General features: G+C 56.5%; 21 protein-coding genes. 6 read left to right on the plus strand and 15 right to left on the minus strand.

Going from position 1 to position 23129, the window contains the following annotated elements:
* Positions 1-5: 5 nt before the first annotated feature.
* From urtD to ACTJJI_RS20715, 6 genes are all read right to left on the minus strand, one after another.
* Positions 6-803, minus strand: coding sequence for an urea ABC transporter ATP-binding protein UrtD (gene urtD, locus ACTJJI_RS20690; protein WP_153907085.1), 798 nt, complete (start codon positions 801-803; stop codon positions 6-8).
* Entirely contained in the window at positions 803-1876 is a 1074-nt protein-coding gene (urtC, locus tag ACTJJI_RS20695; protein ID WP_014831895.1) for an urea ABC transporter permease subunit UrtC, read from the minus strand. The genes urtD and urtC overlap by 1 nt, the downstream gene beginning before the upstream one ends.
* Positions 1876-3450 carry an urea ABC transporter permease subunit UrtB gene (gene urtB, locus ACTJJI_RS20700; protein ID WP_440655474.1) on the minus strand — a complete coding sequence of 525 codons (1575 nt, stop codon included), beginning with the start codon at positions 3448-3450 and terminating at the stop codon, positions 1876-1878. The genes urtC and urtB overlap by 1 nt, the downstream gene beginning before the upstream one ends.
* A 24-nt stretch (positions 3451-3474) precedes the next feature.
* The gene (gene urtA, locus ACTJJI_RS20705) at positions 3475-4746 is read right to left on the minus strand and encodes an urea ABC transporter substrate-binding protein (protein WP_153907082.1); all 1272 of its coding nucleotides are present in this window, start codon (positions 4744-4746) and stop codon (positions 3475-3477) included.
* Positions 4747-4946: 200 nt separating this feature from the next.
* Entirely contained in the window at positions 4947-6050 is a 1104-nt protein-coding gene (locus tag ACTJJI_RS20710; protein ID WP_062676619.1) for a cobalamin-independent methionine synthase II family protein, read from the minus strand.
* A 157-nt stretch (positions 6051-6207) separates the two neighbouring features.
* Complete coding sequence (locus tag ACTJJI_RS20715; RefSeq protein ID WP_013096638.1) at positions 6208-6621, minus strand: rhodanese-like domain-containing protein; 414 nt, start codon at positions 6619-6621, stop codon at positions 6208-6210.
* Between the two features lie 73 nt (positions 6622-6694).
* Here ACTJJI_RS20715 and ftrA point away from each other — a divergent pair, with 73 nt between their 5' ends.
* Entirely contained in the window at positions 6695-7696 is a 1002-nt protein-coding gene (gene ftrA, locus ACTJJI_RS20720; RefSeq protein WP_043951766.1) for a transcriptional regulator FtrA, read from the plus strand.
* A 157-nt stretch (positions 7697-7853) separates the two neighbouring features.
* On the opposite strand, the gene ACTJJI_RS20725 is transcribed toward ftrA, so the two are convergent.
* Complete coding sequence (locus ACTJJI_RS20725) at positions 7854-8216, minus strand: hypothetical protein (protein WP_014831891.1); 363 nt, start codon at positions 8214-8216, stop codon at positions 7854-7856.
* 250 nt (positions 8217-8466) lie between these two features.
* Here ACTJJI_RS20725 and ACTJJI_RS20730 point away from each other — a divergent pair, with 250 nt between their 5' ends.
* Positions 8467-8697, plus strand: coding sequence for a DUF2554 family protein (locus ACTJJI_RS20730; protein WP_014831890.1), 231 nt, complete (start codon positions 8467-8469; stop codon positions 8695-8697).
* Here ACTJJI_RS20730 and ACTJJI_RS20735 read toward each other — a convergent pair whose 3' ends face one another.
* A complete protein-coding gene (locus ACTJJI_RS20735; protein ID WP_440655475.1) occupies positions 8698-10662 on the minus strand; it encodes a peptidase U32 family protein in 1965 nt (654 codons plus the stop codon). It abuts the gene before it with no gap.
* An 80-nt stretch (positions 10663-10742) separates the two neighbouring features.
* Positions 10743-11270 carry a helix-turn-helix domain-containing protein gene (locus tag ACTJJI_RS20740; RefSeq protein WP_046887479.1) on the minus strand — a complete coding sequence of 176 codons (528 nt, stop codon included), beginning with the start codon at positions 11268-11270 and terminating at the stop codon, positions 10743-10745.
* 92 nt (positions 11271-11362) lie between these two features.
* Between ACTJJI_RS20740 and ACTJJI_RS20745 the strand changes: the two genes are divergently transcribed.
* Positions 11363-12529, plus strand: coding sequence for a benzoate/H(+) symporter BenE family transporter (locus tag ACTJJI_RS20745; RefSeq protein WP_232943256.1), 1167 nt, complete (start codon positions 11363-11365; stop codon positions 12527-12529).
* Here ACTJJI_RS20745 and ACTJJI_RS20750 read toward each other — a convergent pair.
* Complete coding sequence (locus tag ACTJJI_RS20750; protein WP_013096645.1) at positions 12509-13381, minus strand: helix-turn-helix domain-containing protein; 873 nt, start codon at positions 13379-13381, stop codon at positions 12509-12511. The genes ACTJJI_RS20745 and ACTJJI_RS20750 overlap by 21 nt on opposite strands.
* 175 nt (positions 13382-13556) lie before the next feature.
* Between ACTJJI_RS20750 and ACTJJI_RS20755 the strand changes: the two genes are divergently transcribed.
* Positions 13557-14453 (plus strand): DMT family transporter, encoded by an 897-nt coding sequence (locus ACTJJI_RS20755; protein ID WP_014831885.1) that lies wholly within the window; start codon positions 13557-13559, stop codon positions 14451-14453.
* Positions 14454-14486: 33 nt separating this feature from the next.
* Here the strand turns inward: ACTJJI_RS20755 and ACTJJI_RS20760 are convergent, their stop codons facing one another.
* Together ACTJJI_RS20760 and ACTJJI_RS20765 are read right to left on the minus strand one after the other, a co-directional pair.
* Positions 14487-15161 (minus strand): DUF3313 domain-containing protein, encoded by a 675-nt coding sequence (locus ACTJJI_RS20760; RefSeq protein WP_014831884.1) that lies wholly within the window; start codon positions 15159-15161, stop codon positions 14487-14489.
* A 135-nt stretch (positions 15162-15296) separates the two neighbouring features.
* A complete protein-coding gene (locus tag ACTJJI_RS20765) occupies positions 15297-16892 on the minus strand; it encodes an ABC transporter substrate-binding protein (protein WP_440655507.1) in 1596 nt (531 codons plus the stop codon).
* A gap of 110 nt (positions 16893-17002) precedes the next feature.
* Here ACTJJI_RS20765 and pepT point away from each other — a divergent pair, with 110 nt between their 5' ends.
* Positions 17003-18232, plus strand: coding sequence for a peptidase T (gene pepT / locus ACTJJI_RS20770; RefSeq protein WP_182381714.1), 1230 nt, complete (start codon positions 17003-17005; stop codon positions 18230-18232).
* Here the strand turns inward: pepT and tehB are convergent.
* A complete protein-coding gene (gene tehB / locus ACTJJI_RS20775; protein ID WP_014831881.1) occupies positions 18229-18822 on the minus strand; it encodes a tellurite resistance methyltransferase TehB in 594 nt (197 codons plus the stop codon). The genes pepT and tehB overlap by 4 nt on opposite strands.
* A gap of 132 nt (positions 18823-18954) precedes the next feature.
* On the opposite strand from tehB, the gene ydcK reads away from it, so the two are divergent.
* Positions 18955-19935, plus strand: coding sequence for a YdcK family protein (gene ydcK / locus ACTJJI_RS20780; RefSeq protein WP_063411934.1), 981 nt, complete (start codon positions 18955-18957; stop codon positions 19933-19935).
* A gap of 514 nt (positions 19936-20449) precedes the next feature.
* On the opposite strand, the gene ACTJJI_RS20785 is transcribed toward ydcK, so the two are convergent.
* Positions 20450-22105, minus strand: coding sequence for a glucan biosynthesis protein D (locus ACTJJI_RS20785; protein WP_014831879.1), 1656 nt, complete (start codon positions 22103-22105; stop codon positions 20450-20452).
* A gap of 243 nt (positions 22106-22348) precedes the next feature.
* Positions 22349-23122 (minus strand): ABC transporter substrate-binding protein, encoded by a 774-nt coding sequence (locus ACTJJI_RS20790; protein WP_014831878.1) that lies wholly within the window; start codon positions 23120-23122, stop codon positions 22349-22351.
* Positions 23123-23129 lie beyond the last annotated feature (7 nt).

The following is a 23129-nucleotide window of genomic DNA, read 5'->3' on the forward strand; positions in this document are numbered from 1 at the left end:
GCTCCTTAGCGTCCCAGATAGACTTCAATTACCTGCTCGTTGGCCTGTACCTCGCGCAGCGAGCCTTCTGCCAGCACCTGTCCCTGATGCAGTACGGTCACGCGATCGGCAATGGTTTCAACAAACCCCATGTCATGCTCAACCACCATCAACGAGTGCTTGCCTGCCAGGGTCCGGAAAAGCTCGGCGGTATACTCGGTCTCCGCGTCCGTCATCCCGGCGGCGGGTTCATCCAGCAACAGCAGATGCGGATCCTGGACCAGCAGCATACCGATCTCGAGGAACTGTTTTTGCCCGTGCGACAGAAGCCCGGCGCGGCGGTCGCGTTCACCGGCCAGCCGCAGCAGGCCCAGCATCTCATCAATACGATCGCGCTGTTCGCCGTTGAGTTTGGCCCGCAGGCTTGTCCAGACGGACTTGTCGGTTTTCATGGCGATCTCAAGGTTTTCCCATACCGTCAGCGCTTCAAAGACCGTCGGTTTCTGAAACTTGCGGCCAATCCCCTGGCGGGCAATGGCGGCCGGTTCAAGCAGGGTCAGGTCTACGGACTGGTCATACACGGCTTTACCGCTTTTTGGCCGCGTTTTGCCGGTGATCACGTCCATCAGGGTGGTTTTCCCCGCGCCGTTTGGGCCAATCACGCAGCGCAACTCCCCCACGCCAATGTTCAGCGTGAGATCCGTCAGCGCCTGAAATCCATCGAAGTTCACGTTGATCTTATCCAGCTGCAGCACCGGGTCCGTCTGCTCGCGATAGCGATCTCCGGGCAGCTGGCGAGTAAATAATCCTTCGGCTGGCTGCATTATTTCTCTCCTTTACGAAACAGGCCGTAGACGCCGCGCGGTAAAAACAGCGTAACCGCGATAAAAATCAGCCCGAGAAACAGCTGCCAGTACTCCGGCATCGCGACGGTGAAGAAACTCTTCGCGCCGTTCACCAGCGCCGCGCCAATCACCGGGCCAACCAGCGTGCCACGGCCGCCCAGCGCCACCCAGATAGCGGCTTCAATGGAGTTGGTCGGCGACATTTCACCCGGGTTAATAATCCCGACCTGGGGGACATAGAGCGCCCCCGCCAGACCACACAGCACGGCGGAAAGCGTCCACACCAGCAGCTTAAACCCCTTCGGATCGTAGCCACAAAACGTCAGGCGGTTTTCAGCATCGCGTACGGCGGTCAGAATGCGGCCAAATTTACTCCTGGCGAGGGCAAAACCGGTGCCGAGCGTCAGGAGCAGCAGCATCACGGTCGCCAGAAACAGCGCGATACGGGTTGTGGTTGCGGTGACGGAAAAGCCCAGCAGCGTGGTGAAACCGGTAAAGCCGTTATTGCCGCCAAACCCGGTTTCGTTGCGAAAGAACAGCAACATCCCCGCGTAGGTCAGGGCCTGCGTCATGATCGAAAAATAGACCCCTTTGATTTTGGAGCGAAAGGCAAACCAGCCAAACACCAGCGCCAGCAGTCCCGGCACCATCACAATCAGTACCAGCGCCCAGGCAAAGTGCTGCGTCCCCCACCAGAACCACGGCAGTTCGCTCCAGGAGAGAAACGACATAAACGCGGGCAGGCCATCACCCGCGGCCTGGCGCATCAGGTACATGCCCATCGCATATCCGCCCAGCGCGAAGAAGATCCCGTGGCCCAGCGAGAGCATGCCGGCGTATCCCCATACCAGATCGAGCGCCACCGCAACGATGGCGTAGCACAGGATTTTGCCGATCAGCGTCAGCATCCAGGTCGACAGCGCCAGCGGATGGGTGGCGGGCAACATCGCAAAGAACGGCAATACCAGCAGACACGCCACCAGCAGGCTGCCTGCAATCTGCGTGGTGCGTGGCGCTTTTCGCGCCAGTTTTAAGGTAAGTGGCTGGCTCATCAGTCAGTGGCCCTCCCTTTCAGCGCAAACAATCCCTGCGGACGTTTCTGGATAAACAGAATGATGGCCACCAGAATGACGATTTTGCCCAGCACGGCCCCCATCTGCGGTTCAAGAATTTTGTTGAAGATCCCAAGGCCAAAGGCCGCCGCCACGCTCCCCGCCAGCTGTCCGACGCCGCCGAGCACCACCACCAGGAAAGAGTCGATAATGTAACCCTGGCCCAGTTCCGGCCCGACGTTGCCCAGCTGGGAGAGCGCCACGCCGCCTAAACCGGCAATGCCGGAGCCCAGACCAAACGCCAGCATATCGACGCGCCCGGTCGGCACCCCGCAACAGGCCGCCATGCTGCGGTTTTGCGTTACCGCACGCACGTTCAGGCCCAGACGAGTTTTATTCAGGACCAGCCAGGTAAAGAACAGCACCAGCAGCACGAAGCCCAGTACCACAATGCGGTTCCACGGCAGCGTCAGGTTGGTAAATACCTGCACCCCGCCGGACAGCCAGGCCGGGTTTGCCACCTCCAGGTTCTGTGCGCCAAACGTCATGCGTACCAGCTGGATCAGCATCAGGCTGATACCCCAGGTGGCGAGTAATGTCTCCAGCGGACGACCGTAGAGATGGCGGATCACGGTGCGTTCCAGAATCATCCCGATGCCGGCGGTCAGGCAGAAGGCGATGGGCAGCGCGACAACCGGATACAGCGCCAGCCACTGAGGCGTCAATCCGGCCATCACCTGCTGAACCATCCACGTGGCGTACGCCCCCAGCATCAGCATCTCGCCGTGCGCCATGTTGATGACCCCCAGCAGCCCATAGGTGATCGCCAGCCCCAGCGCCGCCAGCAGCAGGACCGAGCCCAGCGACAGCCCCATAAACGCCTGCCCAAGCAGATCGCCCCACATCAGTCGGTGCTGGATTTGACTCAGGCTCTCCCCGGCAGCGGCTCGCACGCGGGCATCCGGTTCGGTTTGCGTCTGGGTATACGGCATGAGTCGGGATGGCACGTCCGGGTCGTCAGATTGCCCGAGTCGTTCAATAGCCTGAAGACGCACGTCAGCCTGCGGGCTGGCGAGCTGGAGATTAGCCAGCGCCAGCAGCAGCGACTGGCGCGCCACATCGTCCGTTTCACTGTTTACCCGCGTTTGCAGGAGGCCGATCATTTCCGGCTGCGCATCCCGCTGTAACTGGCGCGCGGCGGCCCGCCGCTGCGTGACGTTGTCACTGATAAGTTGATGCGTAGCGTTGGCCGTGGCGGCCAGCACCCGCAGCCGGTTGGTCAGGCGTACGGCTTTGGTTTGCCCTTCTGCAGAAGGGGAATCTCCCAGCGCCACCATCTCGCCATTGCGTCGCGCAAAGGCATGCTTCTGGCTGTCGGCAAACAGATTTTCGTTTTGCAGCGCCTGCAGTAACGGCAGCCTTGCGGCATCCGGCGCGATGGCCCAGCGGGTCAGCATCTCAGCCTGCTGGCTGCGGCTGGCGGCAACAAATTGATCGGCATCCGATGCCTGCGCCATCCCTGGCAGCAGTCCGGTAAGCCATACAATAGCGATCATCATGCGCATGGCGTTCATGACTTTTCTCCCTGCGGTAATGGCTTAGTTGCTGGCGGTCTTCATCGGCTGGTCGGGCTTTTTATCGTTCCCGGCGATGAACGGGCTCCACGGCTGAGCGCGTACCGGCTCTTCCGTCTGCCAGACCACATTGAACTGACCGTTACCTTCGATTTCACCGATCATGACCGGCTTATGCAGGTGATGGTTGGTGGCATCCATGGTGAGCGTAAAGCCGGATGGCGCTTTAAAGGACTGTCCGGCCATGGCCGCGCGCACTTTATCCACGTCGGTGGTGCCTGCTTTCTCTACCGCCTGCGCCCACATATGGATCCCGACATAGGTGGCTTCCATCGGGTCGTTGGTGACCACGGTATCGGCGTTCGGCAGCTTATGGGCTTTGGCATAGGCTTTATAGTCCGCCACGAAGGCCTGGTTGGTCGGGTTATCGACGGACTCGAAGTAGTTCCATGCGGCCAGGTTGCCGACCAGCGGTTTGGTGTCAATCCCGCGCAGCTCCTCTTCGCCAACGGAGAATGCCACCACCGGGACATCGGTTGCTTTCAGCCCCTGGTTAGCCAGTTCTTTATAGAACGGGACGTTAGAATCGCCGTTGATAGTGGAGACCACAGCGGTTTTACCGCCTGTGGAGAATTTCTTGATGTTGGCGACGATGGTCTGGTAATCGCTATGCCCGAACGGGGTGTAGACCTCTTCGATATCTTTGTCTTCCACCCCTTTGGAGTGCAGGAAGGCGCGCAGGATCTTGTTGGTGGTTCGAGGGTAGACGTAATCCGTACCCAACAGGAAGAAGCGTTTGGCGCTACCGCCGTCTTCGCTCATCAGGTACTCCACCGCCGGAATAGCCTGCTGGTTTGGTGCCGCACCGGTATAGAAGACGTTCGGCGACATCTCTTCGCCCTCGTATTGCACCGGATAGAACAGCAGCCCGTTCAGCTCCTCAAACACCGGCAGTACGGATTTACGTGACACCGAGGTCCAGCAGCCAAACACCACGGCCACTTTATCCTGGCTCAGCAGCTGGCGGGCTTTTTCGGCAAACAGCGGCCAGTTAGAGGCCGGGTCAACCACCACCGGCTCCAGTTTTTTACCCAGCACCCCGCCTTTGGCGTTGATCTCGTCAATCGTCATCAGGGCGACATCTTTCAGCGGCGTTTCTGAGATCGCCATCGTGCCGGAGAGCGAATGCATAATCCCCACTTTGATGGTATCGGCCGCCTGTGCGCCAAAACTCATCCCCATAGCAACGACTGACGCAGACAACGCGAAGGCTTTTAATAATGTACGACGGTGCATATTTTCACTCCTGAAAAAGAACGCTGTGCGAAGACGTCCGTTACGGCATGGACGCGGAAAAATGTCTCAGCGAAGCAGGAGCAAAAAGGATGCCAGGATGAATAACGTGCTATTGCAGGATGTGTAACGCGGGATGTAAAGAGAACGACTCAGAATGGTACAGCGCTGCACTTTTATAATGCAGCGCTGTGACGACGGGGTTACCAGACTTCGCTGGCGATCTGCGTGACCAGACGCACTTTGTCCCACTGCTGGGCTTCACTCAGGGTGTTGCCCTCTTCAGTGGAGGCAAAGCCGCACTGCGGGCTGAGGCAGATCTGCTCTTTCGCCACGTATCTGGCCGCCTCCTCCAGGCGCGCCTTCACCCCTTCAGGGTTTTCCAGCTCGCCATTTTTGGTGGTGATCAGGCCAAGCACCACCTGCTGCTTGCCCGGGCGGACAAAGCGCAGCGGCGCGAAATCACCGCTACGGTCGTTGTCATACTCCAGGAAGAAGGCATCGACGTTCACCGTGCCGAACAGCACCTGGGCCACCGGCTCATAGCCGCCTTCGGAAATCCAGGTTGAGCGGAAGTTACCGCGACAGACATGCAGACCGATGGTCAGATCGTCTGGTTTACCTTCCAGCGCTTTGTTCAGCACGCGGGCATAGGTACGCGCCAGCTCATCGGCATCTTCCCCGCGCTCGCGGATCTGACGACGCTGGTCATCCGAACAGAGGTAGGCCCAGACGGTATCATCCAGCTGCAGATAGCGGCAGCCCGCGTCGTAAAATGCCCGGATGGCATCGCGCCAGGTGGTGGCCAGATCGTCAAAATAGTCTTTCAGATCCGGATACACCGTGGCATCAATGTCTTTGCGACCACCACGGAAGTGCAGCACGCTCGGGCTGGGAATGGTCATTTTCGGCTGCGCGTTGCCGCTGATGCTTTTCAGGTAGCGGAAGTCTTCCAGCATCGGATGATCGCCAAAGCCCAGCTTGCCAGTGACGCGCACGCCGTGCGCTTTGGTCTGCACGCCGTTGAACTGAATGCCCTGCTGTGAATCGTAACGCTCAACCCCCTGCAGACCATCAAAGAAATCGAAGTGCCACCAGGCGCGACGGAACTCACCGTCGGTGACCACGTGCAGGCCGCAGGCGCACTGTTGTTCGACCACCTGGCGGATCGCGTCATCTTCCACCGCGCGAAGCTGCCCGGCATCAATCTCACCGCGGGCAAACTGCTGGCGCGCCTGTTTGATGGCATCCGGGCGTAAAAAACTGCCGACTACATCGGCGCGGTATGGGGCGTGCTGTCGCTGCATGGAAATCTCCTCTGTCTGCCGGCGATAATTGCCAGCAGTGATAATTCATCTCTTGAAGATTTAGACTTCTGGATGTCTAAATGTCCAAAAAAAGATGACATACCTGCTGTATCCCGGCAAACGAGAAAATTTCACGACAGTTGAAAATTATTCATGTTCATAGCGCGGCAGCGGTTTCGCTACTGGCAAACGCGTACTGTTCGTCCTCCCAGCCGGTGATGCCGCCAATCATGATTTTCACCGGCAGTCCGAGACGCGCCAGCTTCAGCGCGGCTCTGTCCGCGCCGTTACAGTGCGGCCCGGCGCAGTACACCACGAACAGCGTATCGGCCGGCCACTGCGCCATGCGCGCCTCGGTGATCTGGCTCCAGGGCATATGTATCGCGCCAGGCACATGACGACGGGCAAACTGCTCAGGTTTCCCGACAACATGCAGCAACACAAAGTCCTGCTCGTTATTCGTCAGCGCATGGTGCACATCGGCACAGTCCGTTTCGACGCTCAGGCGACGCAGAAAATGGGTAACGGCTTCCTGCGGCTCGGCAGCCGGAAATTCAGTAACATAACTCATGATCCTTCCTCATCTTTGGCGTTTGTGTTAACACTACTCTATCCAGAAATTGATCACGTGAATGCGTCCGCTTATGCCAGAAAACAGCAAAAAGATGACAAACTTAAGACAGGTTTCCCGCCCGCAGGTGGTGGTACTGGCCTATGACGGTTTGTGTACCTTTGAATTCGGCGTGGCGGTGGAAATCTTCGGTTTGCCACGTCCCGAGCTGGGCGACGATTGGTATCGTTTTGCGGTGGCGGGCATTGATGACGGTGAGCTTCGGGCAACCGGTGGGATCCGCATCCTGACCGACGGGGGGCTTGATCTGCTGGCGTCGGCAGACCTGATCGTTGTGCCGGGCTGGCGAGGGATGGATGCGCCTGTTCCCGCGTCGTTGTGCGAGGCATTACGCCGGGCCAACGCGCGCGGTTGCCAGCTGCTTTCTATCTGTTCCGGGGTGTTTGTTCTGGCCGCGTCGGGTCTGCTGAACGGGCGCAAAGCCACCACCCACTGGCGCTATATTGAGGCGCTGAAAGCCCGTTATCCGGCGATCGGCGTGGTCGACGATGTGTTGTATCAGGATGAAGGCGATATTCTGACCTCTGCAGGAAGCGCGGCAGGCATCGATCTCTGTCTGCACGTGGTGCGACGGGATTACGGTATGGAAACCGCCAACAGTGTCGCGCGCCGTCTGGTGATTCCTCCCCACCGGGATGGCTCCCAGCCGCAGCAGCTGAGTCGCCCGGTGGCACAACTGCGGGAGAGCCAGCGTCTGGGACAGTTGTTCGACTTCCTGCACAATCACCTGAGCGTTTCTCACAGCGTGGATTCGCTGGCGCGTCGCGTCGGCATGAGCCAGCGCACCTTTCTGCGCCGCTTTCAGGCTGCCACAGGCACCACGCCTGCGCGCTGGCTGCTTAATGAACGACTCTTACGGGCGAAAGATTATCTGGAGAGCAGCCGTCTCAGCATCGACAGCATTGCTGAACAAACCGGTTTTGGTCAGGCAGCGACCCTGCGACACCATTTCCGCCAGCAGTTCGCGCTTTCCCCTGCCCAGTACCGTAAACAGTTTGCCCGCCCGCCACGCTGATGGCCGGTTCGCAGGCAAAAAAAACCGCCATTATCTGGCGGTAAATGCTTGCATGGATAGATTTGTATTTTCATGTCTACGTCCCGACACTCCATGCCGGGCAACGGATCAATAACAACCTAACATGCCTGAACTCAACAAAAGCTAAACAGAGCCATTAACCCGCTTTGGTATTAATTTGCAGGTAGCGCATCAGGCCCTGTTCCGCGCTCTGTTTTGCATCATCGTTAATCGCTTCCAGATAGAATGGACGCGAGACGCCATACGGTGCTTTATCTGCTGAGAAAACAGCAAACTGGAATGTTTTACCTTTCGACGGATTGGTACAGCCTAATTCCCAACGCTGGTCATCAATTTGCTTGCTATTACACGCCACGCGTCCGTAGTCGCTGGTTAAATAAGAACCGACCCGAGCTTCCGCTGACTGAATATAATCCGGTTCGCCACTCCAGTTAACGTTCATACCTACAACAGCCCCAACGGCAACCACCAGAAGCGCTATTGACATGACTTTTTTCATTGAATCAGATCCATTCCTTTGTCAGAGAAATCTTATTATATAAGATTAATACTTAAACCTCTGCCATATTTTGATACCAAATTTTAGGGTATGACAAAGATAATTCTTTTTTAGGAAAAATCTCACCAAGCGCAAAATATATCCTGTTCGCGCAACATGACATATTCTTTGCGCTAATTTGAAAATGCCAATAATAACCCTACGAAACTACATTCATGCTAGCGTGGCATTTTTATTGAAGGGGAAGTCCATGTTCAAAAAGGGGTTAACGCTTATTATGCTGGTCTGCGCCCTGTTTTCCGGCCAGCTGATGGCAGGACACAAAGGCCATGAATATTTGTGGGTCAGGAATGTTGATCATCAACTTCGGCACGAGGCAGACAGTGATGAATTACGCAGCGCAGCGGAGGAATCAGCGGAGGGTTTGCGCGAACATCACCTGTGGCAAAAATCGCGCAAACCGGGTACACACTTTCGTTAATTAATTACCCTTACGTTTCGGCAGGGTTTTCATCAGTTCGTCGGGGCTCACGGAGGCAACAATACTGCCCGGTGGTGGCATTTTGAATATATGGTTTTTCATTTTGCCGATAACGTGCATTTCACACGGACGACAATCAAATTTGAGGGTCAGCACCTCGTCACCATTCACCAGCTGCATTGGCGTGGCTTTCCAGCTCTTAATATTACCTTTCGCCTGTTTCGGGCAAAGATTAAAGGCAAAACGCAGACAATGTTTGGTGATCATCACCGGCACATCACCCTTCTCTTCATGCGCTTCATAGGCGGCATCAATTAACTGCACGCCGTGGCGATGATAAAACTCACGCGCTTTATGGTTATACACGTTCGCCAGGAAGGATAAATGTGACTCGGGGTAAACGGGCGCCGGCACGGTTTCCGCTTTGCGGCTGCCGCGCGGATAATTCGCCAGTCGCGCGTCATCCAGCATCTCTGCCGTTTCCCGGCGGAACTGGTTCAGCAGGCTATTTGGCACGAACAGCGCATCCGGCAGATTTACCGCAATGTTGCGCGCATAGTAAATGGTCTGCCCCAGCTTCGCCACGCCATCCTTCAGGCTATTGAGCGCTTTTTCTGCATTGTTCGCCACCTCAAACAGACCGTCGAGGGTATGCGTAACGCTGATGCCGTCTTCACAGGTCATGCTCAGGATCAGCTGCTCTTCCCAGCCACCTAACTCGATATCCACCGCAATGCGACGCTCGCTGGAAGTTTTCAGCAGCGCCTGCTGCCAGTTGTGATCGAGGTTACGGTTCAGCGCGGCGTTAGGACGTGCTTTATAGAGATCTGCAGGCATCTCGTTTGGCCAGACGCGATAGTGGTTTTCACCGGTCTTTTCGACCGTATTAGCACGGAAGCCCACGACTTCACGTTTGATCATCACGTTCAGACCATCCCCGTTCGCCAGCGGTTCGGTCACCGACACGTCGAGATAATCTTTGGCGACCTTCAGCACCTCACCCACCGGTAAACCGATAAACTTCGGTGAATCAAACGCGCCAATATCGCCTTTGCGGGCATTGACGAAGTAGTCTGTGCTGCCACGGTGGAAGGTTTTATCCGTCGACGGAATAAAGAAATGCTCGGTGCGACCGGCAGACGCGCGCGCCAGGTCACCGCGATCTTCAATGATGGCGTCCAGCATCTGACGATAATGGGCGGTAATGTTCTTCACGTAGCTCATGTCTTTGTAGCGCCCTTCAATCTTGAAGGAACGCACACCGGCATCAATCAGCGCGCCCAGGTTGGCGGTTTGATCGTTGTCCTTCATTGACAGCAGGTGTTTTTCGAACGCGACCACGCGGCCCTGATCGTCTTTCAGGGTATACGGCAGACGGCAGGCCTGAGAGCAGTCACCGCGGTTGGCGCTGCGGCCCGTCTGCGCATGGGAGATATTGCACTGCCCGGAATACGCCACGCACAGCGCACCGTGGATAAAGAACTCAATGGTGGCATCCGTCGCCTGGTGAATATCGCGGATTTGATTCAGGTTCAGCTCGCGCGCCAGCACGATCTGGGAAAAGCCCGCATCAGAGAGAAACTTTGCCTTCTCGACGGTGCGAATATCGCACTGGGTACTGGCGTGCAGTTCAATTGGTGGAATATCCAGCTCCAGTACGCCCATGTCCTGGACAATCAGGGCGTCCACGCCGGTGTGGTAGAGATCGGTGATCAGACGTTGCGCAGGCTCCAGTTCATCATCATGCAGAATGGTGTTCAGGGTCACGAACACTTTCGCCCCAAAACGGTGGGCGAACGGCACCAGCTCGGCAATATCGCTCAGGCTGTTGCTGGCGTTATGGCGGGCACCGAAGCCAGGACCGCCAATGTAGACGGCATCAGCCCCATGAAGGATCGCTTCACGGGCGATGGCGGCGTCGCGGGCCGGGCTTAAAAGTTCAAGATGATGGGATTGCAGGCGCATACTTCGTCGTTATCCGTTATGGTCAAAATGGCGGCTATTGTAGTCAGAAGTATGCATCAGCGAAACAGTTTTGCGAGGCTTTAGCGGGGATAATGAATCAGGGAGTGAAAATGCACCGGTCGGCTGCTGCTGTTGCGGTAGGCATGCGGTTTATCCCCGGCAAAACGCACGCCCTGGTCGGCGTAAAGGGTTCGCCATTCGCCGTCAATTTTCATCTCCAGTTCACCGCTTATCACCACCACGTGTTCAATCACCCCCGCCTCGTGCGGCGTGGATTCACTCAGGGCGTCGGGCGCCAGGGTGATGGAGAAATGATCGAACTTCAGCGTCTCGTCCCACGGGAACAGCGGTTTCACCACCATCGCCTGCTGCTGCGGGTCGAACACCGCCTGCCGGTCTGCTTCCGGCGTGATAAACGCCGAGAACGGAACATTCAGCCCCGTGGCAATTTTCCACAGCGTCGACACCGTTGGGCTGGATTCATTACGCTCGATCTGTCCCAGCATGGCTTTTGACACCCCCGTCTCTTCTGCCAGCTTTGACAGGCTCCAGCCGCGCGCCTGGCGCTGCGTCTTCAGTGTTGTAGCAAGATGTTGTGTGATGTCCATGATTCCTCCCGAGGCGGATAAGCATACCACTTGTACGCTATAACGCACAGTGTTACCTTAGTGCGGACGTTATAACGCACAACGGAGATTTTATGCGCCAGTCAGCCCCTCTTTTTCCCGCCATTCTTGCCGGATTCGTTGCCGTTCTGGTCGGTTATGCCAGCTCGGCCGCTATCATCTGGCAGGCTGCTGCCGCGGCAGGCGCGAGCGCACAGCAGATCGCCGGCTGGATGACCGCGCTGGGGTTCGGCATGGGGATCAGTACGCTCGCCCTGTCATGGTGGTATAAAGCCCCGGTGCTCACCGCCTGGTCAACCCCCGGCGCGGCGCTACTGGCTACCAGTCTGCACGGGATAACACTTGCAGAAACCATCGGCATTTTCATTTTCGCGAATGGGCTGATCTTACTGTGCGGCCTGACCGGACTCTTCGCCCGCCTGATGAAACTCATTCCCCATTCGCTTGCCGCCGCGATGCTGGCAGGCGTATTGCTGCGCTTTGGCCTGCAGACGTTCAGTCACCTTGACGGCCATTTTCTGCTCTGCGGCAGCATGATTGCGGCATGGCTGGTCGCCAAAGCGCTGGCTCCACGCTACGCCATTGTGGCGACGCTGGTCACCGGGAGCGTGGTGGCCTGGGCAAGCGGTGACGTTGTCACAAACAATCTCACCCTCTCCCTCGTCATGCCACAGTTTATTGCACCGGCGTTTAGCCTCACCAGCCTGGTCAGTATCGGCTTGCCCTTTTTCCTCGTGACCATGGCGTCGCAAAATGCGCCAGGCATTGCCACGATGAAAGCGTCGGGCTATCCGCTGGCGGTATCTCCGCTGATGATCGCAACCGGCGGGCTGGCGCTGCTGCTTTCGCCCTTCGGCGTCTACTCCATCTGCATTGCAGCCATTACCGCCGCCATTTGCCAGAGCCCGGATGCACATCCGGATGCCAGTAAACGCTGGCTGGCAGCGATGGCGGCAGGCGGCTTTTACCTGCTGGCGGGCGTATTCGGTGGATCCCTTACCGGGCTGATGGCGGCCCTGCCGCCGAGCTGGATCCAGACGCTGGCAGGCCTGGCGCTGCTGGGCACCATCAGCGGGAGTTTGTATCAGGCATTGCATAACGAAACGGAGCGTGACGCAGCGATTGTCACGTTTCTGATGACCGCCAGCGGTGTGACGCTGCTCGGGATTGGCTCGGCATTCTGGGGGCTGGTGCTGGGGGGCGTGTGCTTCGCCGTTTTATCACGCCTTCGCCGCGCGTAGCTGGGAAGGCGTCATCCCCATCACGCTGCGAAAGCGGTTGCTGAAATGGCTAGCGGAGTTAAAGCCACAGGCGAGTGCAATATCCGTCAGTGGCGTCGCCGTATGCTGCACCAGCGTTTTGGCTTTCTCCATGCGGCGCTGCATCACGTACTGGTGCGGTGCCAGCCCGGTTGACTGGCGGAACATGCGGGCAAAATGGTACTCGCTGAGCGCGGCCTGCGCCGCCAGTTCAGCCAGCGTCAGCGGCTGCGCCAGGTTCTCTTCGATAAAGGCCAGCACGTTGCGCAGCACAAACGGCGACAGCCCGCCGGTGACCACCGGCAGCTTCCACTGCACATTCGAATAGTTCTGCAGCAGATGGGTCAGCAGCAGTGTCGAGGCCGTGCTGAGCGTCAGCTGGTTGGCTTTTTGCTGCCAGTCGCAGCCGAGCAAAAACTGACGATAGAGCGCAGTAATTTTTGCATCGCTGCCAAAGATTTTTTCATCCAGCGTCAACGACAGCGGGCGTTTGTCCCAGATTTTTTCACCCACATCGCGCAGATGGTCATCGGTGCAGTAGAGATGGACAAACGACAGGTCATCGCGAATATCCCACGTCGATTCACTCTCTTTCGGCATCAGACAAAAACGATCCGGCCCACCGCCGTTTTTCCAGCCGCCCGGCGTTTTTTGATAGCTCTCGTAACCGTCCGCCACGTACAGGCTCAGGGTGTGATGATTGCTTTTCACGGTGATCGTGTCGCGCTTGTTGTACCACGCCGCCAGCTGGATACCGGAATTGAGCGCAACGGTTTCCCGCAGCACGGCGTTCTGTTGGCGGAGCGTTTCAAAGGTATCGTAAGCGTGTGACATAACCGTTAGCGCGTCTGTGAATCAGACTGTCAGTCTAAGAATTGTTGTCTTCCGTTGCCAGACCCCGGAACAGAAAAAAGCGCAAGATTTTGCAAGTCCACCGCAGGACGGTGAAAGCCTGTCGTTGCCCCCGTCGCCATACTCTGGGTTTCCGTGGTTTGAGAAGAGAGAAAACATGAACGCATTGTTATACGGACTGGTGGTGGTTATCTGGGGGACGACCTGGATTGCGATTTTTCTGCAGCAGGGTCCCGTGGCGGCTCCGGTGTCCATTTTCTGGCGTTTCGCGCTGGCCAGCGCCACGATGATGGTGGTTCTGCTTGCGCTGCGTCGCCTGCGTAAACTGGCGCTGCGGGATCATCTGTTCTGCGTGCTGCAGGGATGCTGCGTGTTTTGCTTCAACTTCTGGTGTTTTTACACGGCCGCGGCGCATATCAACACTGGCCTGGAGTCGGTGATATTTTCCATGGCGGTGCTCTATAACGCCATCAACAGCTTTATTTTCTTCGGGCAACGCCCGCCGGCACGTTTCTGGACGGCAGCCGCACTCGGTCTGGTGGGGATCATCACCCTCTTCTGGGACGATCTGCTGGCCAGCGGCTGGAGCGTATCGCTGCTGACGGGCATTGGCCTTTCCGCACTCGGCACCTATGGCTTCTCGCTGGGCAATATGATCAGCATGCGTCATCAGCGCAGAGGGCTTGAAACCATGACCACCAATGCCTGGGCGATGCTCTACGGCACGCTGGTGATGGGCTGCATTGCGCTGTTCAGAGGCGACAGCTTCGCGCCGCAATGGACCATGAGCTATATGGGAGCGCTGGTCTATCTGGCGCTGTTTGGTTCGGTGATAGCGTTTGGCGCCTACTTCACCCTGGTCGGACGCATTGGTCCGGGCAAAGCGGCCTACAGCACGCTGCTCTTCCCGCTGGTGGCGCTGTCCATCTCCACGGTGTATGAAGGCTACGTCTGGCACATTAACGGCATTATCGGGTTACTGCTGATTCTGGGCGGGAACATGGTGATGTTCACCAGGCCGGAAACCTGGTTCAGACGGTTGCGGACGGCATAAAAAAAACGGCCTGCGCTTGCAGGCCGTATGTGATTATTTCGCTGTTTTATGCACATCAAACATGGTGGCGTCCGTCGCCATGTCATCCACAACCTGTTTCAGCGTCGCAAAGCCCATTGGCGTATTTTCGTTCGCCAGTTCTTTGCCCTCACCTTTACGAACCACCTTCATGACCGGTTTGTTGGTCGCCGCATCAATCAACTCACCCTCGAAAAAGAGATGGGTATCCATGGTGCGATGGCCGGTTGCCATCTGCGTACCTGCCACCACCAGCGCAACAGGCACCACTTCATAGAACTGCAGACCTTCTTTCTGCGAGCTCACCCCGGTGATCGCCCCGCGGAAAATCAGGCTGTGTTTGCCCGGCGTCGTCACAATAGGCTTACGTTGGCCAATAGCCGTTTTCATTTTGGTGTTGGTATAAGCCAGAAGCTCATCCAGTGTTTTTTGACCAATCTGAGTCGTCGGTTTTGGTGCCGGATAATAGGTAATTGGCGTCCAGATAATACTGTCGTAATTCGCCTCGTTATAAGCAGGATCAACCCAACGCAGGGTTGGTTTACCCGTTGCGGATGTCGTTTGCTGTAATCCTGAATAGTCTTTTAAAAAGCCAGAATACTGCTCTGGCGCGGCGACTTTTGATGAACACCCCGCCAGCGCCAACAGACCAGAAAGCACTGCAACTTTAAAAAAAGTGTGAGTACGCATGATGGTTTTCCATGTTATCTGCAAGTATGCATTTGAAGTTATAGCAAAAGTCTGGTGGGTGCGTTGTGACAAAAAATGATGCTGAGAGCACAAATTGCGAAAAGTCTGCCCGGAGACGGTCCGGGCAGTGAAAAATTACTGATTAATATCCACCTGCCAGAAGATATGCTTGCCAAACGGATCGATTTCGTAGCCTGTCACCTCTTTGCGCACCGGTTCGAAAATCGTGGAGTGGGCAATCATCACCGCAGGCATCTGGTCATGCATCATTTGCTGCGCCTGTTTATACAGCGCCACGCGTTTATCATGATCGGTTATCGATTTAGCCTCGGCGATGATGTTATCAAACGGCTTGTAGCACCATTTGGCCGAGTTAGAACCGCCGTTTGCCGAGGTGCAGGTAAAGAGCGGACCAAAGAAGTTGTCCGGATCGCCGGTGGCCGTTGTCCAGCCCATCAGCGCGGCCTGGTGCTCACCGCCCTTCACCCGCTTCAGGTACTCGCCCCACTCGTAGGTGACGATTTTGGCCTGCACGCCCACCTTCGCCCAGTCCGCCTGAATCATTTCCGCCATGCGTTTCGCATTCGGATTATAGGGCCGCTGGACCGGCATCGCCCATAAATCGATGCTGACGCCGTTGGCAAAGCCGGCCTCTTTCAACAACGCTTTGGCTTTTTCGGGATCGTATTCGTAATCCTTCAGCTCGCTGTCGGCCCCCCATACCCCCGGCGGCAGCAGGTTTTTCGCCGCCGTGCCGGTGCCGTGGAACACGGCGTCAATAATGGCCGGTTTGTTGATGGCCATCGCCAGCGCCTGGCGCACTTTCACATTATCCAGCGGAGGCTTCTGGGTATTGAAGGCCAGGAAGCCGGTATTCAGCCCCGCCTTGCTCATGAGATTGATATCGTTGTTCGCCTTCATCCGCGGCAAATCGGCCGGGTTCGGGAACGGCATCACCTGACATTCGTTTTTCTCGATTTTGGCAAAACGGACCGACGCATCCGGCGTAATGGTAAACACCAGCCGATCCAGCTTCGATTTCCCCTGCCAGTAGCCCGGGAAGGCGGTGAACAGGATACGGGAGTCTTTCTGATACTGCGCCAGCTTAAAGGGGCCGGTGCCGATGGGCTCCATATCCACCTTCTCCGGCGTGCCCGCCTTGAGCATCGCGTCGGCATATTCCGCCGAAAGAATGGAGGCAAAATACCACGCCAGATCGGCGACAAACGGCGCTTCCGGGTGCGCCAGGGTAAAGCGCACGGTATGGTCATCCACTTTATCAATTGCCGTGATCAAGCTGCCAAATTCCAGACTTTCGAAGTTGGAATAGCTGCCGTTAGAGACGTTGTGGTACGGATGATTAACATCCTTCTGGCGCATAAACGAGAAGATCACGTCATCGGCGTTAAAGTCGCGCGTCGGCGTAAAGGACTTGTTACTCTGGAATTTCACCCCTTTGCGCAGATGGAAGGTATAGACCTTGCCGTCATCGCTCACGTCCCAGCGCTCTGCCAGGCTCGGCACCAGCTCAGTGGTGCCGGGTTTGAAATCGACCAGCCGGTTATAGACCGGCACCGCGCTGGCGTCCACGCTGGTACCCGAGGTGTATAACTGAGGATTAAAGTTTTCCGGTGACCCTTCGGAGCAATACACCAGCGTTTTCGCGGCCACGGTGGAACTGACCGTGAGCGCAGCGAGTGCCAGCGTTAACGTTGTGAGTTTGCTTTTCATCATTTATTCCTGTCTTTTAATTCGACGGCTAATTAATTCTTTTGCCATTTCATAAATAACATTAAAGTGATGTGGCAAACACCCGAAAAATAAATAAGGAAGAAAACACTATGGGCTCGTCGCTTTCCAGACAATTAACACAACGCTTTTTCCGTTATCTCGCCATCACCAGCCAGAGCGATCCAAAAGTCAGCACTCTCCCTTCCACACCAGGCCAGCACGAGATGGCGCGGGAACTGGCGAAAGAGCTGACACAGCTGGGCTTAGACGACATTGTGATTGATGAATTCGCCACGGTCACCGCGGTAAAAAAAGGCAATGTACCCGGCGCACCACGGATCGGATTTATTACCCATATTGATACCGTCGACGTAGGTTTATCACCGGATATTCATCCACAAATATTAACGTTCCGTGGTGAAGACCTCTGTCTGAATAAAGAGAAAGAGATCTGGCTCCGCGTTAAGGAGCATCCGGAAATTCTGGCCTATCCTGGCGAAGAGATTATTTTCAGCGATGGAACCAGCGTATTAGGCGCAGATAATAAAGCCGCCGTGACCGTGGTCATGACCCTGCTGGAAAACCTGACGTCGGCGCATCAGCACGGTGATATCGTGGTCGCGTTTGTGCCGGATGAAGAAATTGGCCTGAATGGTGCAAAAGCGCTGGACCTGAAGCGCTTCGACGTTGATTTCGCCTGGACGATAGACTGCTGCGAGCTGGGAGAGATCGTGTACGAAAACTTTAACGCGGCAGCGGCGGAGATTCGTTTTACCGGCGTCACGGCGCACCCCATGTCTGCCAGGGGCGTACTGGTGAACCCGCTGTTGATGGCGACAGACTTCATCAACCATTTCGACCGTCAGCAAACCCCGGAGTGCACCGAGGGGCGTGAGGGCTATATCTGGTTTAACGGAATGCAGGCCGGGCAAAACGAGGCCATACTGAAGGCAAACATCCGCGACTTCGATCAGGCACGTTTTGCCGCCCGTAAGCAGCAGATTGCCGACGTCGCGGCGCTGATTGCCGCCCGACACCCCACCGCAAACGTTGAGTTTCACATTGAGGATACCTACAGCAATATCAGCAATGCGATTGGGGAAGATCGCCGCGCCATCGATCTGATGTTTGCGGCTATGGAATCCCTCGGGATCACGCCGAAACCCATCCCGATGCGCGGCGGTACAGATGGCGCAGCGCTGTCCGCAAAAGGGTTACTCACCCCGAACTTCTTCACCGGCGCGCATAACTTCCACTCCAGATTTGAGTTTCTGCCGCTGTCGTCGTTCGAGGCCTCTTACCACACCGCCCTGCAACTCTGTCTGCTGGCCGCCCGTTAAGCGGGTTTACGCGCCAGCAGGGTGGCGAAGCGCAGCTTGATGCGGTTACCGTTCGCGTCGGTGCGGTGAAGTTCGCCGGGATCTTCGTTGTACTTAAGCAGATCCCAGCCTTCGTAATAGCGGCTCAGTTCGCCGGTTTTAAACGCAAACGGGAAGCCGACGGTGCAGGGATAATCCGCGGTGTCCATCGCCGCCACAATCAGGTTGTAGCCGCCCGGTTGCGTACAGCGCTGCATATTGGCGATCAAACCAGGGATGGTTTTCGCTTCAAGGAACATCAGCACCACGGTGGAAAGGATGAAATCGTATGCACCGTCAAAGCTGAGGTTGTTCAGGTCTTTGATTGCCGTCTGCAGATTCGCAATCCCTTCTGCCGCTTTGATGCGCTCGATGTTATCGATACTCATTGGGTTTTTATCCCACGCTGTCACATCGTAACCGTTGGCGGCCAGGTAAAGGCTGTTGCGGCCATTGCCGCAGCCGAGATCGAGCGTTTTGCCTGGCTTAACGATCCCTGCGCTGTACAGCACCTCTGAGTGGGTTCGGGTGAGTCCATATTTCTCTGTGAAGTAATTCTCATCAACTGTCATTGTTTTTCCTGAGTGCGCCAGTATTAAGATGCATTATAGATGCCATTTTAAGGAGTTTGCCCTGCGGTTGCCACCCTTTCGACAGGCGAAAAGTTTGCTACGTTTAACAGGATGCTTATCAGAGAGAACAGCATGAACAAATATCGCCTTAGCGACGAAACACGCCTGTGGCACTGGCAAAATGGGGAAACCAAATCCGTCACCCCCCTCAGGCAAATCATCGCCACCACCGATTTTAACGACGTGCTTTGCGGCACGAAAGGCGGATGGGTTGAGGATGAGCGCGCTCTGGCGCAGGACGGCCAGTGCTGGATCTACGACGAAAACAGCGTGGTCTTCGCCGGTGCGACCATCTCCGGTAATGCCCGACTCACCCTGCCGTGTGTGGTCAGCCATCACGCTCATATCAGTGGGAACAGTTGGCTGGACGGCGCGGAAGTGAGTCATGGTGCGCGCATAAGTGACAACGTCACCATTCAGAACTCCAGCGTGCGGGGTGAATGCCATATTTACGGTAATGCCCGTGTGCTGCATAACAGCATGATTATCGCGGCCAAAGGCCTGACACCAGACCAGGAGCAGATCCTTAAAATCTACGATAACGCCACCGTCAGCCAGTCGCGCGTGGTGCACCAGGCGCAAATCTACGGCGAAGCCATCGTCAATTATGCGTTTATCGAGCACCGCGCCGAGGTCTTCGACAAGGCCATTCTTGAAGGCAACGATCTCAACAACGTGTGGGTGTGCGACTGTGCAAAAGTGTACGGCAACGCGCGCCTGATTGCCGGGTTTGACGAGGATGCCATCCCTACCGTGCGTTACAGCTCTCAGGTGGCTGAGAATGCCGTTGTGGAAGGCAACTGCGTGATTAAACATCATGTGCTGATTGGCGGTCAGGCGTGGCTTCGCGGCGGCCCCATCATGGTTGATGACAAGGTGGTCATTCAGGGGCGGGCGCGGATCAGTGGCGATGTGCTTATCGAGCACCAGGTTGAAATCACCGACGATGCGGTCATTGAAGCCTTTGACGGCGAGAGCATTCATCTGCGCGGCGAAAAAGTGGTAAACGGGGAGAGTCGAATCACCCGCACGCCCCTGCTGGGCGCGCTATAGGGGGAAGATACCGGGATAATTTCGGATTTTGCTGCGGTCATTGCCCGTCACCCAAGCCCTCTCCCGGAGGGCGGATCCCCAGTAATTCATAAACAGAAGCAGCAACGCTGCCCTCAAATAACTGTGGGCATTCAGCGACGCCCTGGGTCCGGCTGTAAATCGCTGAGGCGTTTCCTGCAGGCCGGGGCGAGGCGCATGGATGCGCCGAGAGGGCGGCTTTACAGGGACGTTACATCCGCCCGTCCCCGATAAGCCGGAAGGAATAAGCCGAGGGCACCGCGAAGCGGCGATTTACCGCCGGGAGCCCGGGTCGCCAGGGTGGTGGCGACTGAGCCACCCTGGCACGTTCACAGGTTATGTCGTAACAGAGTAGCAAGGAACATAAAGTGAACGGAATGACCTCCACAGCCGTATGTTCCCCCTCACCCCAGCCCTCTCCCACAGGGAAAGGGGGCCGTCTGTGCAGGCATTATTTATGGGGATCCCTCAGCCCACAGGGAGAGGGAATCGATCGTTAACGCATTACCCGGTCGTCAACGTAATTACGTTTGTCCGGCGCCGGCGGGAAATACTGATACAGCCAGGTTTCACTGATGGCGTCGCCCTGACAGCGCAGGAACAGGCGCATATCCACGGGCTCTGTCGAATCCGACGTTGGATACCAGTCAAACAGAATGCGGTATCCGTCAAACGGCTCAACGTAAAGGATTTCCACCTGCTTCGCTTCACCGCTGGAGAGCGTGATCACCGGCTCAATTCCCTTCGGCGCAGCCGCTTTCAGATCGCCGCCCACAAAGTCGATGGCAAAGCGACGGGCCCACACTTTCGGGTAATGTTCACCCGGCGCCCAGCCTTCCGGGAACCCGCCCATACCGGTACGGGTGGCGAAGACATTGGCCAGCGGCGAACGCACCGGCGGCATAGCGCTCCAGTACAGGCGATATTTGAAGTCCAGCTCATCGCCCGCTTTAACCGCTTTTTCCGGCTGCCAGAAGCAGACCACGTTATCCAGCGTTTCACCCGTGGTCGGGATCTCCATCAGGCCAACGGCACCTTTACCCCAGTCGTTGCGCGGCTCAACCCACAGGCTTGGGCGTTTGTTGTACCAGCCCATCACGTCCTGATAGTGTGAGAAATCCCGGTCAAGCTGCAACAGACCAAACCCTTTCGGGTTTTTATCGACAAAGGCATTGAACTGCAGTTTCTGCGGGTTGTTTAGCGGACGACAAATCCACTCGCCGTTGCCCCGCCACATGGCCAGACGGTCAGAGTCATGGATCTGCGGATGAATGGTGTCGCACATGCGGCGTTCGTTATTGCCGCAGCTGAACATACTGGTCATCGGCGCGATGCCAAGCTGTTTGATCGCTTTACGCGCATAGAGATGGTTTTCCACCTCCATGATCACCTGGCTCTTCTCGCAGTGGATCACGAACTTATAGGCACCGGTAATGCTCGGGCTGTCCAGCAGCGTATAAACGGTAAAGGTGGTGTCGCCCGGTTTGACGGTTTCAAACCAGAAGGCGGTAAAATCAGGAAACTCTTCCGGCGTGTCGGTGAAGGTATCCACCGCCAGACCGCGCGCAGACAGGCCGTACTGGTACGTGTCGTCAACCGCACGGAAATAGCTCGCCCCGAGGAAAGAGACGATATCGCGGCGCGCCAGCTCTGGCGCTTTGAAGGCGCGGAAACCGGCAAAACCAAGGTCGCTCTGCCCTTCAAGCTGTTTGGTATCCACCCCGGTATCCCCGTAGCTGAACAGCTCCGGGCGGAAGTGGATCTCACGCGCCTGGGAGGTCGCCTGGTCCAGGGAGAACATCCGCACGCGGCGGCGGAACCCCATCCCCATATGGAAGAACTGCACGTCCAGCTGACGGCCGTCGATGTTATTCCACAGGGACTGCTTTTCATCGTACCGGATGGCGTTATAGGCCTGCGGCGTCATGGTTGCCAGCGTGTCCGGCAGCGGACGCGGCGCACCACCCCATGGGGTTTTCGCCAGGTCATGGGCCATGGATTGCAGTACGGAGAAGTCAAAACGACGGCTCTGACCATCAGCGATGTCAGAGTCAGCGGCATAGGCCGCTCTGGAGAACAGTGAAGCAAGGCCAGATGTGCCGCTCAGGGCTGCCATTGCCAGCGAACCTTGTAAAAAACGTCTGCGATTCATGCCTGGAAAAACGTCCTTATGGTCGTGTGAATGTGTTTCGCGCTCGGCGAAATGACGGCAAGAAAGAACGCACAGCCTAAACAAAAATGGTTAAGAATCCAATTGTTGGCCGGTGATTATATGCACAAAGTAAGAAATATTTTATGTCGACCAGAACGGCCCGAAAGTGGTGTAAAGAAAGCCTGGATAATGTGTATAAAAATGCCCCGGTGCGACATCGACAACCGGGGCGAAATGAGGTGGTTATTTTACGCTGACATCGATACCCGGGAAGTACTTATCAGCGAGTTTTGCGATCGTGCCGTCGGCACGAACTTTATCAATCGCGGCATCAAGCTGCTTTTTGGTGGCCTCATCCCCTTTGCGCAGCCCAAAGCCGATCCCGCTGCCGAGGATGGTGTCGTCAGACACCGGTTTGCCGATAAAGCCAAACCCTTTCCCCTGCGGCTTGCTCAGGAACCCTGCCTGCCCGGCCGCGGACATCACCAGCGAGGCGTCGATGCGGCCATTCAGCAAATCGCCCCACGCCATATTCTGATCTTTATACGACACTACCGTGACACCCTGCTTTTCCCAGTGCTCTTTGGCATAGGTTTCCTGAATTGATCCTTGCAACACGCCAATGGTTTTGCCCTTCAGCCCTTCAGGTGTCGCCTCTACCGCGGTACCGGCCTTGCCCACTAACTGCGAAGGGATGCGATAGATTGGTTGGGTAAAATCAATACTTTTACGCCGCTGTTCGGTGATGTTCATCGCCGAGTTAATGGCATCAAATTTTTTCGCCACCAGCCCAGGGATCAACGCATCAAAAGACGTTTCCACCCAGGTGCATTTCAGCGCTGCGGCTTTGCAAATGGCATTCCCCAGCTCAACGTCAAACCCTTCCAGTTCGCCGGAGGCATTGCGGCTCTCAAACGGCGGATATTCCGCTTCCAGTCCGTACCGCAGTTCGGTGGCCGCGAAGGAAGAAAACGTACACAGCAATCCCATGCCGACAACTAACGCGCGTAATTTCATCTCAAAC

It is taken from the genome of Enterobacter sp. 22466, from assembly GCF_052044775.1.
Lineage (GTDB): Bacteria > Pseudomonadota > Gammaproteobacteria > Enterobacterales > Enterobacteriaceae > Enterobacter > Enterobacter dissolvens.